The sequence below is a fragment of the Pseudomonas sp. S3_A03 genome (genome assembly GCF_054668275.1).
Window position 1 is genome coordinate 62,466 of record NZ_CP162753.1, and the last position, 14,215, is coordinate 76,680.

The following is a 14,215-nucleotide window of genomic DNA, read 5'->3' on the forward strand; positions in this document are numbered from 1 at the left end:
GCCAAGGCGCAGCATTGTTGTCATTGGTGATGATTATCCGGAGGAACGCCCATGTACACGCTCGATGGCACGGACAAGTCTGGCTCTTGCATGAAGGCGCGGTTGGCCTCGGGCACGCGCCGTTACCTGCACCAAGCCAGGGTGGTATTTGCCGATCAGTTCGCCGGGCAATTGTTTGCCGCCAGCGGTCAGCCGAATGCCTTGGGCATCATGGCGGCAGCGGTGTCGCGCTGGGATGAGGCGCGGGAGGCGTTGAGCGCCGTGGCGCCAGCCTTTGCCAAAACCCTGTCGCAGGTGGATGCCGACCCTATCGTGGCGCCCGTATTTGCACGGCATTGGCCGCAGTGGGAGGTCTTGTAATGTTTCCGCAATCAGAGGAAACAATCACCGCCGTGCCCCGCGCCCCTTGCGTAGTGGGCGCCCTGACCTACGCTTTCTTAAAGTTGTGTAGGAATCATCCTTGAATTTGGCTGTCGCAGACATGAAACTCAAGAACCCTGCATGGAATTCAAAGGAGGTGCGCATGCTCATCCGGTCGCTGACCCTGGCTACCTTGATGGCTTTTACGGGGCCGCTGTTGGCTGCTGATGATAATCCGCTGAAGCAGGACATGGGCAAGGCCCGCCCGCTGGTGGTAGTGGAACTCGATGCGGGTAACCCCACGTTGACGACGCTGAAAAAACAGCTGGAAGAACCTGCGACCAAACAGTCCTTTGAAGAGCGCAGCATGGTGTTCTACACCGTGAAGTTCGGCAGCATCGGTGCCGAAGGTGAGAAGTTCGCCAAGGACCCCAAGGACAGCAAAAAGCTGACACCGCCGGAAACCAATGCGCTGATTCGCGCCCTCAAACTCGGTGTCGGCAGTGGTACCAAGGTGATCCTGATCGGCAAGGACGGCGAGAAAAAACTCGAGAAGACCGTGCCACCGGATACCCTCGAGCTCAAGGAGTTCTTCAGCGCGATTGATCAGATGCCCATGGCGGAGAAAGAAGCGGCTGCCGCTGCTGAACCCGCGCCGGTCGAGCCCGCTCCGGCCAAGGGTGCAAAACCCGTCAAGCCGGCCAAGCCGGGCGGCAAAGCTGCGCCGCAACCACTGGATGACTGATAGCGCTGACAGGCGAGCAGGGCGCATTGCGCGCCCTGCCACAGGTTTTCGCTGGATCAGAAGTTGCCTTTCAAACTCACCGTAAAGTTACGTGGTTCTCCATAAAAGTTGCCCCAGGAGGCGGTGCCGACGGTGTTGTAATAGGTTTTATCGAACAGGTTGTTGCCGTTGAGCGCCACGGTCCAGGTGTCGTCCATGCGGTAGGCCAGGCGCGCGTTCCACGTTGCGTAACCGGCCTGTTCGAGCTTGATGGTCTGCACGCGGTAGTTGCTGCTCTGGGCATTTACGCCGGTGCCCACGCTCCATTTCGACAGCGCGCCGTCGAGCTGGTAATCGCCCCACAGGCGCAGCATGTGGCGCGGCACATACGTGTTGGAAACACCGCCTTCTTTCGCCACGTCGATGGTATTCAGCGCCTTGGTCTGCGTGTAGGTGTAGCCGCCGAACAGTTGCAGGCGCTCAAGTACCTCACCGCTGATTTCGGCCTCCACGCCTTGGGCGCGCACTTTGCCTTTATCGGTGTAGCAAAAGCCATCGACGGATGTCGCGCATTGGGCGATGTAGTCCGATTCGGCGCCGTTTTTTTCCACGGCACGGAATAGCGCCAGGGAGCCGTTGAGGCGCCCGTCGTACCATTCGCCCTTGATGCCCAGCTCGTAGTTATCGCCGATTTTCGGCTTGAGCGCGGCGCCGTCGACGGTAGCGTAGGAGCTTTGCGGTTGGAAGATATCGGCATAGCTGGCGTACACCGACAGGTGTTCGTCAAGGTCGTAGATCAGCGCTGCGAACGGCGTGACTTCGCCGGTTTCCCGAGTACGCGCATCCTGTACCGCCCATTCTCCCCAGGCCAGGTTGTTGGACGTGCGCCGATTCTCGTACCAGCTTACGCGGCTACCCACGATCAGCATCAACGGTTCGGCCAGGCGCAGGCGCAAGGTGGCGTAGGTGCCGTATTGGGTGGCGGTTTCCTTCACCGTACCGCCGCGATACATGTTTGGCCAGAAGGTACTGTCGGCCGGTTCCGTGAAGTGATGGTCAGGTTGGTAGATGCTCTGGCGCGAAGGCAGGCTCTGGATCGCATACATGTCGTCCTGCGTACCCCGGCTGCCGTTGGCGCCAAGGATCAGTTCGTGCTCCAGGCCGAAGGCTTCGAACTTGCCGTCAAGGTAGGCGTCAAGGCCGAAGTCTTTGTGATCGTAGTCCATCAGCGCGGCATAGGAGCCGGCCGTGGGCGCCGGGTTGCCATAGTTGATGGTGCCTTCGCTGGCGGCATATTTGGTGTCTTGCAGGTTGCGGCTGTGGACTGCCGATACCTTGAGTTTCCAGTCGTCGTTGAACGCGTGGGTCAGGTCGGCAAAAAACGTGGTGCGCTGACTCTGCCAATCGTTCCAGGCTTGGCCCAGGCACGTGGAGCGACTGAGCTTGGCGCTTTTGCCGTCGGCGTAGCGCGGCAGGCCGCCCCAGCAGGGGGTGGCATCGACGTCTTCGTAGCTGGCGCCGACGCCCAGCGTGGTGTCGGGGCTCAGGTCGATATCCAGCGCGCCGTAGAATGCCCGGTCCTGGCGCTTGGCAATATCCATGTAAGAGCCGCGAGTCTGCTGGCTGACGGCCGCACGGCCACGCACGGTGCCGCTGTCATTCAACGGGCCGCCGGTGTCGACCTCGGTGCGGTAGTTGTCCCAGGTGCCGGCGGACAGCGACAGGCTGGTAGTGGGCTTGGCCTGGGGCCGCTTGCGCACGAAGTTCACCGCGCCGCTGGCGGTACCCGCGCCCTTGAGCATCCCGGCCGCGCCTTTGAGCACTTCCACGCGGTCGTAGATCGCCATGTTGGCGCTGAAGCTATCGGCCTGTACGAAGTCCTTGCCCATGTCCAGCGGTACGCCGTCGTACTGGTACTGGCCGAGCATCTTGAAACCACGGGAATAGAAATATTTGCCGCCCATAGGCGATTCATAAGTGGTGATCCCCGGCGTGCGTTCCATGATGTCGTCGATGGTGGTGAGGTGCTGGTCGTCCATCAATTGGCGGGTCAACACACTGACCGATTGCGGTGTTTCCCGCAGGCTATGCTGGCCTTTGCCGATGGTCACTGCGCCCGTGGTGTAGGAACCGGTGCCATCGGTGGTGGCGCCGAGACGCTCGCCAGTGACCATTGTGGCGCCCAGGTTGAGGGCGCCGCTGTCCGCCACCTGCGGCAACAGCAACCAGGTGCTGTTGCTCTGGCGCTGGGCTTGCAGCCCTTGGCCGCGTAACAATTGGCCGAGTGCCTGCTCGCGGTCGAAGCTGCCGCGCAGGCCTGGGCTGGTCTTGCCGGCGATGCTGGTGGCGTCGTACGACAGGCTGATGCCCGCCTGGCGCGCGAACTGGTCCAGCGCACCGGCGAGCGAGCCGGCGGCGATGCTCCAGTCGCGGGCCTGGGTATCACTGCTCGCGGTGTCGGCCATCACGGCCAACGGCGCGGCGCCGCCGCCCAGGCAGGCGCCGAGCAAGGCGGCCTGCACCGCGCGCTTGAGGGAGGAACGTTGGGAGGGGAACGCTTGCATGACCGCGGGATGCTCCTGAAGGAAGTGAACAGAACCGGCCTGTTGATCGGCCTTTCCTTACAGGTCGAGTGGAGATGCGAATTCACCTCATTTATTTTTAGCGTTTTATACGCGGGCCGAAACGGTCACCCAATATCGGCTGCGGAAGGTGACATCGACCTTGAGCGATTGCGCCACCAGGATCAGCACTTGATCGGTGTCGTCCAATTGGTATGTACCCGATACGCGCAGGCCGGCCACTGCTTCACTGCAGCGCAGCAAGCCATTTCGATAACGGCCCAGCTCAGCAAGAAAGTCATCCAGGCGCATATTCTGGGCGCTGATCACGCCATCGCTCCAGGCCCAGGGGTCAAGGCCGTTGGCGATGGGAGGGCGGATGCCGTTGCGGTCGAACATCACTTGTTCGCCAGGGTTGATCACTTGCCGCGCGCTGGCGCCATGGCTGTCGGCAAACAGCGTCACGCTGCCCTGTTGCACGGCGAGCAGCGTGCCCTGGTCGTCTTCGCGCACCAGCAAACGCGTGTCGAGGGCGCGCAGGTGGCCATCGCGGGTGCTGACCCAGAACGGCCGGCTGTCGGCGGCGGTGTCCACGCGTATTTCCCCCTGACGCAACTGCACCAGGCGCCGCTCTTGATTGAACGCTGTATCAATGGCGCTCGCGCTGTTGAGCTGGACACTGCTGCCATCGTCCAATGCCACCCAGCGTCGTTCGCCGGTAGCGGTGCGGTAATCGGCCATCAAGGCCGGCAACGGTGTGTAGTCGCGACCGAGCCAGGTCAACCCCGCCGCACCGGCCACCAGCCCCAGCAGTTTCAAGCCTTCACGGCGGCTGATGCGTTGGCGCGCACCACGCAGGGCGTGGCGCCCGACCTGCGCCGGCAGTTGCTTGAAATCATCATTCATCGTCGCCACACGTTGCCACACCTGCTGGTGTTCGGCGCTGGTGTGCAGCCAACGCTCGAACGCAGCGGTGCTCGCGTCGTCGGCGACGTTGAAGCGCAGCCTGATCATCCACTCGATAGCCTGGTCGAGCAGGCGCGGGTCACAGTTCGGCATAGTGCAACCGATAGCAGGCGTGCAACGCCTTGGACAGGTCGCGCTCCACGGTGGCCTTGGACACGCCCAGCCGCGCGGCGATCTGTGCGCAGGTCAAACCGTCCAGTTGCGCCAGCAGGAACGCCTCGCGCGCACGTGGCTTGAGCTGGTCGAGCAGGCGGTCGATACGTTCCAGGCTGTCGAGAATCAGCCACCGGGTTTCTTCCGACGGCACGTCGACTTCAGGGAAATGCGCGAGGCTTTCAAGGTAGGCGCGCTCCAGTTCACGGCGCCGGTAGTGGTCGATCATCAAGCTGCGCGCGATGCTGCTCAGGTACGCACGTGGCTGCTGCAAGGTCTGCTGCTTGCGCGCCTTGAGCAGGCGCACGAAGGTTTCCTGAGCCAGGTCGGCGGCATGTTCCCGGCAACCGGTGCGGCGGTTCAGCCAGCCGCGCAGCCAGGAATGATGGGCATGGTACAGCTGACCGATGGCGGCATGGTCCAGTGGGTGATCGCTCGACATGGGCATCCTGGCGCAGCAGTTTTAATTGATAATGTTTCGCATTCTATGCGCGGTGGATGGCAATGGGCAATCGCTGGCGCAGGCATTTGTGGTGGGCAATGTATCCAGCACAATTTTTTGTTTGATGCCTGCCCGCGCAGTAATCTGCGGGTTTTCCCGGACGAGTGTTTGAGCATGATCGACCTTGCGACCCTGGCGGTTTTTTCCGGTGCGGTGTTTCTGCTGTTGTTATCGCCGGGGCCGAATATGGCCTTTGTGATCAGCCATGGTGTGACCCACGGCTGGCGAGGCGGGGTGGCGTCGGCCTTGGGTATCGGTGTGGCGGACCTGCTGCTGACGGCATTGACTGCCACCGGGGTAACGGCGCTGGTCGCCAGTTGGCCACCCTCGTTTGATGTCATCCGGTATGCCGGGGTGATCTACCTGCTGTGGCTGGTGTTCAAGACGTTGCAGAAAAGCCCGGGCCTGGACACGGCTCGCGTCAGCCTCATACCGCTGGGCCGGGTATGCTGGCAGGCCATGTTCAACAGTTTGCTCAACCCCAAGGCGTTACTGTTTTTTGTGGTGTTCCTGCCACAGTTTGTCAGGCCCGAGGCAGGCCCCATCGCCACGCAACTGATGCTGCTTGGCGGCGTGTTGACCTTGATCGCCGTTGTGTTTCATGCACTGTTGGGGGTTTTTGGCGGGGCGCTCAGCCGGCTTTTTGCGCGGCGTTCAAAGAGCGCACGGCTTCAGCAATGGGGCCTGGCGACCGTGCTGATGCTACTGGCCGTGCGCTTGGCCGTGATGTCCCGTCCCAATTGATATAGGCGAGCAGGCGTGCTCGCCATCAGTCTTGAGATCGCCAGGGAGTGGGCTCACCCTAACCGCGCAGCCGCCCGCGCCGTGATCTCACCGCGCACCCTGCGCGATTCCACCGTGCGTTTCTTCGCTTCTTCCAGCACATGCGCCGGTGCCGTGTGCGGGCTGCCGGCATCGAACGGCGGCGCCGGCGCATATTCGATCTGCAACTGCACCAATTGCGCCGCCGCTTCGCTGTACAACTCTGCCGCCAGGACCAGCGCAAAATCGATACCTGCGGTGATGCCGCCACCGGTAAACAGGTTACCGTCGCGCACCACGCGCTCCTGCACCGGGATGGCGCCGAGCGGGGCGAGCATGTCGTGGTAGGCCCAGTGGGTGGTGGCCTTGCGACCGCGCAGCAAACCCGCCGCGCCGAGGACCAGCGAACCGGTGCACACCGACGTCACGTAGCGCGCGGTCTGCGCCTGTGCCTTGAGGAAGTCCAGCGTGTGCGGGTCTTCCATCAACGCGCCGACGCCTGCGCCGCCTGGCACGCAGAGCACATCCAGACTCGGGCATTCGGCATACGTCGTGGTCGGGGTGAACGCCAACCCGGTGCTGGAAACGACCGGCGCGAGGTCTTTCCACACCAAGTGAAGTTTCACATCCGGCAGCGAGCCCAGTACGTCATAGGGGCCGGTCAGGTCCAGTTGCTGGATGCCGGGAAACACTACAAAGCCGATCTGCAAGGTCATCAATGCTGCTCCGATAAAGGGGTGGACGGCTTCACTCTAGAGGCCTAGGCTTTGGCGAATACGCCATTGGACCCACAAATCATGCCAATCATGCCCAGAATCGTCCATGTCCTCGCTTTTGATAACGCCCAAGTGCTTGATGTGACCGGGCCGTTGCAGGTCTTTGCCTCCGCCAACGACTTGGCCCGGCAGCGCAACTTGCCGTTGCCGTACGCCGTCTCGGTGATTGCCGCGCAAACCGAACCGGTGATGACTTCCGCCGGGCTGGCGTTGGTCGCCGAGCCGCTGCCCGCCGCCGAGGCGCCTTGCGACACCCTGGTGATCGCTGGCGGCTGGGGGGTATACGGCGCCGCCGAAGACCTCGCGCTGGTCGACTGGGTACGCGAAAAAGCCCGGCACACCCGGCGCATGACGTCGGTGTGTACGGGCGCGTTTCTGCTGGCCGCCAGCGGCGTGCTCGACGGTTGCCGCGTGGCCACCCACTGGACGCGCTGCGAAGAGTTGGCGCGCAAGTTTCCCGCGCTGACGGTCGAGCCCAACCCGATCTTTATCCGGCAGGGCGCCGTGTGGACCTCGGCCGGTGTGACCGCCGGCATCGACCTGTGCCTGGCCCTGGTGGAAGAAGACCTCGGCGGCGCGGTCGCGCTGGAGGTGGCGCGGCACCTGGTAGTGTTTCTCAAGCGCCCTGGCGGGCAGTCGCAGTTCAGCGTCACGCTGTCCCTGCAAAAAAGCGACAGCCGCTTTGCCGAACTCCATGCATGGATGGCCGAAAACCTCACCCTGGACCTGAACATCGCAACCCTGGCCGCCCAGGTCGGCATGAGTGAGCGCAGTTTTGTGCGCCATTACCGCGCCGAGACCGGTCAGACCCCGGCGCGTGCCGTCGAGCTGATCCGCGTCGAAACGGCTCGTCGACAACTGGCCGACAGCAACGCGTCAATCAAGCGCATCGCCGTGCAATGCGGTTTTGGCTGCGAAGAAACACTGCGCCGCAGTTTCCTGCGGGCCTTGTCGGTGACGCCCCAGGCTTATCGCGAACGCTTTTCGCCGGTGTCGTAGGCAAGCAGCTCCAGCAGCGCGTCGAGGGTGGCTTGCGGCGCTTCCTGCGGGATATTGTGGCCCACGCCGGGCAGCACCCGGCGCCGGTAAAAGCCGCTGAAAAGCCCCACATCCTCGTCCTGTTGCGACGGCGGGCCCACGCCGTCATCTGCGCCGAACAAGGCAATGCTCGGCACCGAAATCGGCGGTTGTTCTGCGAGTTTCTCTTCGATGAACGCCAGCGCCGGGTCGCCGGGTGCATACATGAAACGGTGGCGGTAAGAGTGAATCACCACCTCGACAAAATCCGGGTTGTCGAACGAAGGCGCGGTCTGGTCATACAGCAGCGGTCCCTCGGCCCATGAGGGCGACCACAACGACCACAACAGCTTGCACAGCGCGCGCCGGTTGGCGGTCAAACCGTCCACGCCACGCGGGGTGTGGAAGTAGTATTGGTACCACAACCGATGTTCCGTCTCCGGCGGCCGCGGCTTGAGCGACTTGGCAATGTCCTGAATGTTGTAGCCATCCCCCGTCACCAAGCCGCGCACGCGTTCCGGCCATAGCGCGGCAACGATACACGCGGCGCGCCCGCCCCAGTCGTAGCCGGCCAACGTCGCTTGCGTGATGGCCAACTCATCCATGAAGTCCAGCAGATCCTTGGCCAGCGCCGCCTGTTGTCCGGAGCGCATCACCCGGTCATCGATAAACCGCGTGGGTCCATACCCGCGCAGGTAGGGCACCAGCACCCGGTAGCCTCGCTCGCCAAGCACGGGCGCGATCGCGTCGTAGCTGCGAGGGTCGTAGGGAAAACCATGCAGCAGGATCACCGGTTCACCGTCGTCAGGCCCGTGGGTCTCGTAGGCGATGTCGAGCATGCGGGTTCGTACGTTTTTCAGGGTTGCCACACGGTTTTCTCCCCACTCAATTTGCGATCCAGAAACGTTGCCGCACTGATCAACGCCAGATGACTCAACGCTTGCGGCGTATTGCCCAAATGCCGCGCCTGGCTGTCGAACTCTTCGGCATACAACCCCAATGGGTTGGCATAGCGCAACAGCTGCTCGAACTCCAGATGAGCTTTCTCCACCTGCCCGGCGCGGGCCAGGCATTCGACGTACCAGAACGAGCACGCGGCGAATGCACCTTCGGTGCCTTGCAGGCCGTCGATCTGGCTGTCGTCGTTACGGTATCGGTACACCATGCCGTCGCGCACCAGGCTTTTCTGAATCGCCTCCAGCGTGCTCAACCAGCGCGGGTCGGTGGCCGCGACGAAGCGCACCAGCGGCATCAGCAACATCGAACCGTCGAGTGCGGTGCCGCCGATATGCTGCACAAAATGCCCGCGTTCTTCGTTCCAGAAGTTGCTCCAGATGTCAGCGTAGATCGCTTGACGGGTCTGGTCCCACCGCGCGAACGGCGCCGGCAGTGAGCGCTTGGACGCCAGGCGGATCGCGCGGTCAAGTGCCACCCAGCACATCAGCCGCGAGTGCAGGAAGTGATGCTGCTCGCCCCGCATTTCCCAGATGCCCACGTCCTGCTGGTTCCAGATTTCGCAGACCTGGTCGACGACTTCCACCACGTGCTTCCAGCCCTCATGGGAAATGGCCTCGCCGTACTTGTTGACCAAGTACACCGCGTCCATCAACTCGCCATAAATATCCAGCTGGATCTGGTCGACCGCCTCGTTGCCGATGCGCACCGGCCTGGCGCCCCCGTGACCGCTGAGGTGCTCCAGGTGTATTTCGGGCAGCTCCCGACGGCCGTCGATACCGTAGAGGATGTTGATCTTGAGCGGTTGGCCGCGGCAGTCGCTGACCCGGCCCCTGAGCCAGCGCATATACGCATTGGCCTCGTCGACAAAGCCCAGGCGCATAAAGGCGTAGACGGTAAACGAGGCGTCGCGGATCCAGGTATAGCGGTAGTCCCAGTTGCGTTCGCCGCCGGGTGATTCGGGCAGGCTGAACGTCGCCGCAGCGATGATCGCGCCGTGCTTGCGCGAGGTCAGCAGCTTGAGCGCCAGGGCCGAACGGTTGACCATTTCACGCCAGCGCCCGCGGTAGTTCGATTGGGCGATCCAGGCGCGCCAGAACTTCAATGTGTGGGCCAGCGCCAGGTCGGTGCAGCGGCTGTCGACCCGGCCATCGTCCTGGCCGCCGAGAACAAACGCGGCGTCTTCTTCCTGGCCCAGGGTAAAGCGGGCCACGGCGGCGTTATCCTCGATCCGCAGCGGCTGGCTGCTGGACAAGCGCAAGCCGGGCTGGCCCTCGGCGTTGAAGCACACCGCGGCGTGATCGAGGCTGGCGTGGGTGGCCGCGCGTGCATAGTCATGGCACACGGCGCAGCGCAGGTGAAAATGGGCCGTGCCGCTGACCACGCGCACCCGCCGAATCAGCAGAGGCAGGTCGTCGACGTCTTCGCTGATGGCCAACAGGTCGGTGATTTCCACCACGGCCTCATCGCTCAGCCAGCGGGTTTGAAGCACGTTGGTGTCGGGTAGGTAGATTTGCTCGCGGCGGGCGTTGGGCAGGTCCGGAGTCAGCTGGAAAATGCCCGCGTCCGGGGTGTCGAGCAGCGCGCAAAAGATCGACGGGCTGTCGAATTCCGGCCAGCAGAAAAAGTCGATGCTGCCTGTATCGTTGACCAGCGCGGCGCTGCGCATGTCGCCGATGATGCCGTGAGCGTCGATGGCACTTTGGGGTTCGTTCTTCAACTCAACCATTGTCACGAAACTCCGGATAAAGGCTCATGCCGCCATCGATGAACAGGGTGCTGCCGACCACATAATCGGACGCATCGCTGGCCAGCCACACCACCGCATTGGCCACGTCTTGCACATCGCCGACGCGGCCATAGGGAATCAGCTTCAGCAGTTCTTGCTGCGCGGCACCCTCGGTGGCTGCCCGGTTGATCGCCGTGCGAATGGCCCCGGGCGCGATACCGTTGATGCGGATGCGCTGTGCGCTGACTTCCTGAGCGAGGGTGCGCATCAGCATGTCCACACCGCCTTTGGACGCGGCGTAATTCACATGCCCGGCCCATGGGATCAGTTGATGCACCGAGCTCATGTGGATGATCTTGCCGGCGGCCCGTGACACGCCTTCGCGGATGCCCTGGCGCTTGAAAATGCGCACGGCGGCCCGGGCGCAGAGGAACTGACCGGTGAGGTTGACGCCGATCACGCTGTTCCAGTCGTCAAGGGTCATGTCGACCACGGCGGCGTCCTTTTGCATGCCGGAGTTGGCCACCAGGATGTCCAGGTGGCCAAACGCCTCAAGCGTCTTGGCAAACAGCCGCTCTACATCGGCTTCCTGGGACACGTCGGCGCCGATTGCAATCGCCCGGCCGCCATTGGCGTTGATCTGCGCCGCGAGGGCTTCAGCCGGCGCTGCCTGGCGGTTGTAATTGAGCACCACGGCCGCGCCGGCCTGAGCCAGGGCCTTGGCCGCGCCGGCGCCGATGCCTGAACTGGCGCCCGTCACCAAGGCCACTTGTTGCTCCAGCGAGATATGCATTGCCACCCAGCCTTTTAATTCGTGAGTTCAGTCAGCTGACTGGCGCTGCGCGATGGAAGTTCAGCGCTGTGATTTTGACGACTACAACCATGGTGGTAAATGGAATAAAAGAACTATAAAAAATAACCATAAGATACTAAAAAACCGCTCAAAAGCGTTTGACAGGATTTTTACCCGCGTGTCTTATAGGCACACCTCAACCCGCTCCGCTGGTAGTTCGGAAGTCATGCGGAGTCACCTATAAGAGATGCCTATGTGTTTATCGGCAGTTATAGGGGAACTACCAGAGCAGGGGGCAACACGGTTGCCTAAGTTAGTGATCTTCGATTGCGACGGCGTACTCGTTCAAAGTGAAGAAATCACCCTGTCTGTATTGATCTCCCTGCTTAATGCTCACGTGCATGACGGCAAGACACTGGAAAGTGCGTATTTTATTGAACACTTCCGTGGGCGCAGGATTGCCGAGTGTTTACGTGAAGCCGAGCAGTTATTGAATATTGGTTTGAGTGGTGAGTTCGAAGAAGATTTTCGGGCGCAGGCATTGGCCGCTTTGACGCTTGAGTTGAAAGCGACCGATGGCATCCTGGAGGTATTGGAGCAACTGACGATTCCCTACTGTGTCGCCTCCAGCGCGCCGCGCAAGAAGATAGAACATTGTTTGCAACTGGTGGGGCTGCTTCCTTATTTCGAAGGGCGAATATTCAGTTGTTATGAATTGGGACGTTGGAAGCCCGACCCGTTAGTGTTTTTGACCGCCTGTGCAACTTACAACGTGGCGGTCGCCGATGCGCGGGTGATTGAAGACAGTGTGACCGGTATTCAAGCCGCGCGCGCGGCCAATATAAAAGTCCTGGGTTTTGGCCCGGTGCATCGGCATGCGAAGTTGGCCGAGGCGGGGGCGTTACCGTTTGCCGATATGCGTGAACTACTGACTATTATTTGATCCACCCACTCAAGGAGCACGCATTGTGGGCACACAGGGTTATCTGGAACGTCTTAAACATAACGATCAATGTTCCGAGGTGTGGTGGGATTCATCGCCGGTGATCTACGCGCCTTATAAAAAACATTTGTTGGATAAATACCCGGCCGCACTGGCGCATATCGAGCAATTGATGCCGGATGATATTTCGCAGCCCAGAGGGTTCAGCAGCGTCACCACCAACCCTCGGTTGGTGACGGCGGCGCTCCTGGATAAGCGCGAATACTGGTCCTCGCGCTTCAGCCTGGCCAGCCTGACGCCTGCCGAGTTGCGCAAAAAGCTCTACAACGAGGTGATCCTCGAAGGGGCTGCGGCACTCACACCGCTGTGGGTGCATTCAGCTCAGGCCGACGGCTGGATCAGTGCGCAGGTCGACCCCTCGGACGTGCGCTGCAGCGAGCGCATGACCACCCGTGGCTTGGAACTGCATCGCCTGGCCGCGAATGTCATGGTCAAAGTACCCGGCAGCCTGGAGGGAGTCGCGACGGTCGAGCAACTGGTGGCCCAGGGCGTTTCTGTCAACGTCACGTTCTGCTTTACCGTCTCGCAGTTCCAGGCCGGTCTCCAGGCGATAGAACGGGGCATCGCCATGGCGCATAGCCAGGGTATCGACACCCGCCGTTGCAAGTACGTGATCACCTTTATGATCGGGCGTTTCGCCTGTCAGCCTGAGTTCACGTTGCAGGCCGCGGAACGCGGCCTGGTGCTGGGGCCGGAGGAGCTGCGGTGGGCCGAACTGTTGATTTACCAGCAGATACAAACCTTGGTGGCTGCGTCGAAAGTGCCGGTCAAGACCCTGCTTTCCAGCATCAAGGTCGATGTCGACGCGCGTGGTCACAAGCACTGCTGGCACCTGGAAAAAACCGGGCTGACAGCCACCTGCTACACGCTGACCCCGGATGTGGTGGAGTTTCTGATCGAACGTGAAAGCCACGGCAAACCCGTGGTCCCCGCCAGCGAACCCTGGCAGGCGCCGCCCGAGACGTTGGCAAAACTCATCCGTATTCCGTACTTCTGCGAAGCCTATTGGCGCGACGGCATCGACCCCTACGACTTCGGCAACCACGAAGCGTTTATCAACGCCTGCAACGAAGCCAACAGCGCGCACCGGCGTCTGACCGATTACTGCGTGCGCCTGTGCCCCGTGGCAAAGCCGTTCAGCCGCTCGCTCAATGCCGTCCTGGCCGCCGAATACGGGGTGTTGGCATGAACAAAATGGTCGGGTTATGGGCACACCCGCGCTCACGCTCCACGGTATTGGAGCGGGTGTTTATTGAGCGCGGGGATTTCGAAGTGTTTCACGAGCCCTTCGCGCACATGGCGTTTTCCGAGGCGTCGGCGATCCCGTCGGATGAGTGGGACCACAGCGCGCCCACCACGTATCAGGGCATCAAAGCGCAACTGCTTGAGGCTAAAGGGCGTGGCAATGTGTTCCACAAAGACATGTGCTACCACTGCCTGGATGATCTGAAAGTTGATCGCGAGTTCCTGGCGCAACAACACAATATTTTTATTATCCGTGAACCGGCCAGCAGCATTGTTTCCCATTATCGGGTTCACCCCGATATGCCGTTGCAAGCCATTGGGCATAAAGCCTTATACGAGATATTTTGTGTCGTGACCGAACTCACGGGCAACGTGCCTTATGTGATTAACGCCGATGATCTTGCCGCCGAGCCCGAGCGAATAATTCGCTCATTGTGCGACTACTTGCACATAGAGTTCCTGCCCCATGCCATGACGTGGAAGCGTGAGTGCCCGCCACAATGGAAAACCTGGAGGCGTTGGCATGTGGCGGCGGAAAACAGCGAGCGCATTGTTTGCTCGGATCCACAACAGGTGGATATGGATATGCTCGAACGTTCTCCCAAACTTAAAGACCTGTACGAATACCATCGCCCCTTTTACGCGCGCATGAATGCATTTTGTCGATAAG

The 14,215-nt window shown here is 61.5% G+C and carries 13 protein-coding genes and 1 pseudogene; 7 read left to right on the top strand and 7 right to left on the bottom strand.

Annotation, left to right across the window (positions count from 1 at the left end; genetic code table 11):
• Positions 1-102: 102 nt before the first annotated feature.
• Positions 103-360: pseudogene (locus tag AB4O25_RS00335) on the top strand (glutathione S-transferase); the annotation flags it as partial.
• 163 nt (positions 361-523) lie between these two features.
• Positions 524-1,105: a DUF4174 domain-containing protein gene (locus tag AB4O25_RS00340; protein WP_017526714.1), complete on the top strand. Its 582-nt coding sequence runs from the start codon at positions 524-526 to the stop codon at positions 1,103-1,105.
• Positions 1,106-1,161: 56 nt separating this feature from the next.
• Here AB4O25_RS00340 and AB4O25_RS00345 read toward each other — a convergent pair whose 3' ends face one another.
• The 3 genes from AB4O25_RS00345 to AB4O25_RS00355 all read right to left on the bottom strand — a co-directional run bounded on the left by AB4O25_RS00345 (position 1,162) and on the right by AB4O25_RS00355 (position 5,206).
• Positions 1,162-3,648 carry a TonB-dependent siderophore receptor gene (locus tag AB4O25_RS00345; protein WP_017526715.1) on the bottom strand — a complete coding sequence of 829 codons (2,487 nt, stop codon included), beginning with the start codon at positions 3,646-3,648 and terminating at the stop codon, positions 1,162-1,164.
• A 105-nt stretch (positions 3,649-3,753) separates the two neighbouring features.
• The gene (locus tag AB4O25_RS00350; protein WP_135196976.1) at positions 3,754-4,704 is read right to left on the bottom strand and encodes a FecR domain-containing protein; all 951 of its coding nucleotides are present in this window, start codon (positions 4,702-4,704) and stop codon (positions 3,754-3,756) included.
• Positions 4,691-5,206, bottom strand: coding sequence for a sigma-70 family RNA polymerase sigma factor (locus AB4O25_RS00355; RefSeq protein ID WP_460150238.1), 516 nt, complete (start codon positions 5,204-5,206; stop codon positions 4,691-4,693). Before AB4O25_RS00355 ends, AB4O25_RS00350 begins: the two co-directional genes overlap by 14 nt.
• A 174-nt stretch (positions 5,207-5,380) precedes the next feature.
• Between AB4O25_RS00355 and AB4O25_RS00360 the strand changes: the two genes are divergently transcribed.
• Complete coding sequence (locus tag AB4O25_RS00360) at positions 5,381-6,010, top strand: LysE family translocator (RefSeq protein ID WP_017526718.1); 630 nt, start codon at positions 5,381-5,383, stop codon at positions 6,008-6,010.
• 53 nt (positions 6,011-6,063) lie between these two features.
• Here the strand turns inward: AB4O25_RS00360 and AB4O25_RS00365 are convergent, their stop codons facing one another.
• The gene (locus tag AB4O25_RS00365) at positions 6,064-6,744 is read right to left on the bottom strand and encodes a DJ-1/PfpI family protein (protein ID WP_368949846.1); all 681 of its coding nucleotides are present in this window, start codon (positions 6,742-6,744) and stop codon (positions 6,064-6,066) included.
• Between the two features lie 90 nt (positions 6,745-6,834).
• Between AB4O25_RS00365 and AB4O25_RS00370 the strand changes: the two genes are divergently transcribed.
• On the top strand, positions 6,835-7,803 hold the full coding sequence (locus AB4O25_RS00370) for a GlxA family transcriptional regulator (protein ID WP_026067170.1): 969 nt from the start codon (positions 6,835-6,837) through the stop codon (positions 7,801-7,803).
• Here AB4O25_RS00370 and AB4O25_RS00375 read toward each other — a convergent pair.
• Genes AB4O25_RS00375 through AB4O25_RS00385 form a run of 3 tightly spaced genes read right to left on the bottom strand, consistent with a single transcriptional unit; the run spans position 7,773 to position 11,297 of the window.
• Positions 7,773-8,660, bottom strand: a complete 888-nt coding sequence (locus tag AB4O25_RS00375; protein WP_050553982.1) for an alpha/beta fold hydrolase — start codon at positions 8,658-8,660, stop codon at positions 7,773-7,775. The genes AB4O25_RS00370 and AB4O25_RS00375 overlap by 31 nt on opposite strands.
• Before the next feature lie 17 nt (positions 8,661-8,677).
• Positions 8,678-10,504, bottom strand: a complete 1,827-nt coding sequence (locus AB4O25_RS00380; RefSeq protein ID WP_017526722.1) for a glycoside hydrolase family 15 protein — start codon at positions 10,502-10,504, stop codon at positions 8,678-8,680.
• Positions 10,497-11,297 (bottom strand): glucose 1-dehydrogenase, encoded by an 801-nt coding sequence (locus AB4O25_RS00385; RefSeq protein ID WP_068931622.1) that lies wholly within the window; start codon positions 11,295-11,297, stop codon positions 10,497-10,499. Before AB4O25_RS00385 ends, AB4O25_RS00380 begins: the two co-directional genes overlap by 8 nt.
• Positions 11,298-11,550: 253 nt before the next feature.
• Here AB4O25_RS00385 and AB4O25_RS00390 point away from each other — a divergent pair, with 253 nt between their 5' ends.
• The 3 genes from AB4O25_RS00390 to AB4O25_RS00400 are packed head-to-tail and all read left to right on the top strand — an operon-like array spanning position 11,551 to position 14,214.
• A complete protein-coding gene (locus AB4O25_RS00390; RefSeq protein WP_017526724.1) occupies positions 11,551-12,240 on the top strand; it encodes an HAD family hydrolase in 690 nt (229 codons plus the stop codon).
• Between the two features lie 25 nt (positions 12,241-12,265).
• A complete protein-coding gene (locus AB4O25_RS00395) occupies positions 12,266-13,489 on the top strand; it encodes a transaldolase family protein (protein WP_116079850.1) in 1,224 nt (407 codons plus the stop codon).
• The gene (locus AB4O25_RS00400) at positions 13,486-14,214 is read left to right on the top strand and encodes a sulfotransferase-like domain-containing protein (RefSeq protein WP_026067171.1); all 729 of its coding nucleotides are present in this window, start codon (positions 13,486-13,488) and stop codon (positions 14,212-14,214) included. Before AB4O25_RS00395 ends, AB4O25_RS00400 begins: the two co-directional genes overlap by 4 nt.
• Position 14,215 lies beyond the last annotated feature (1 nt).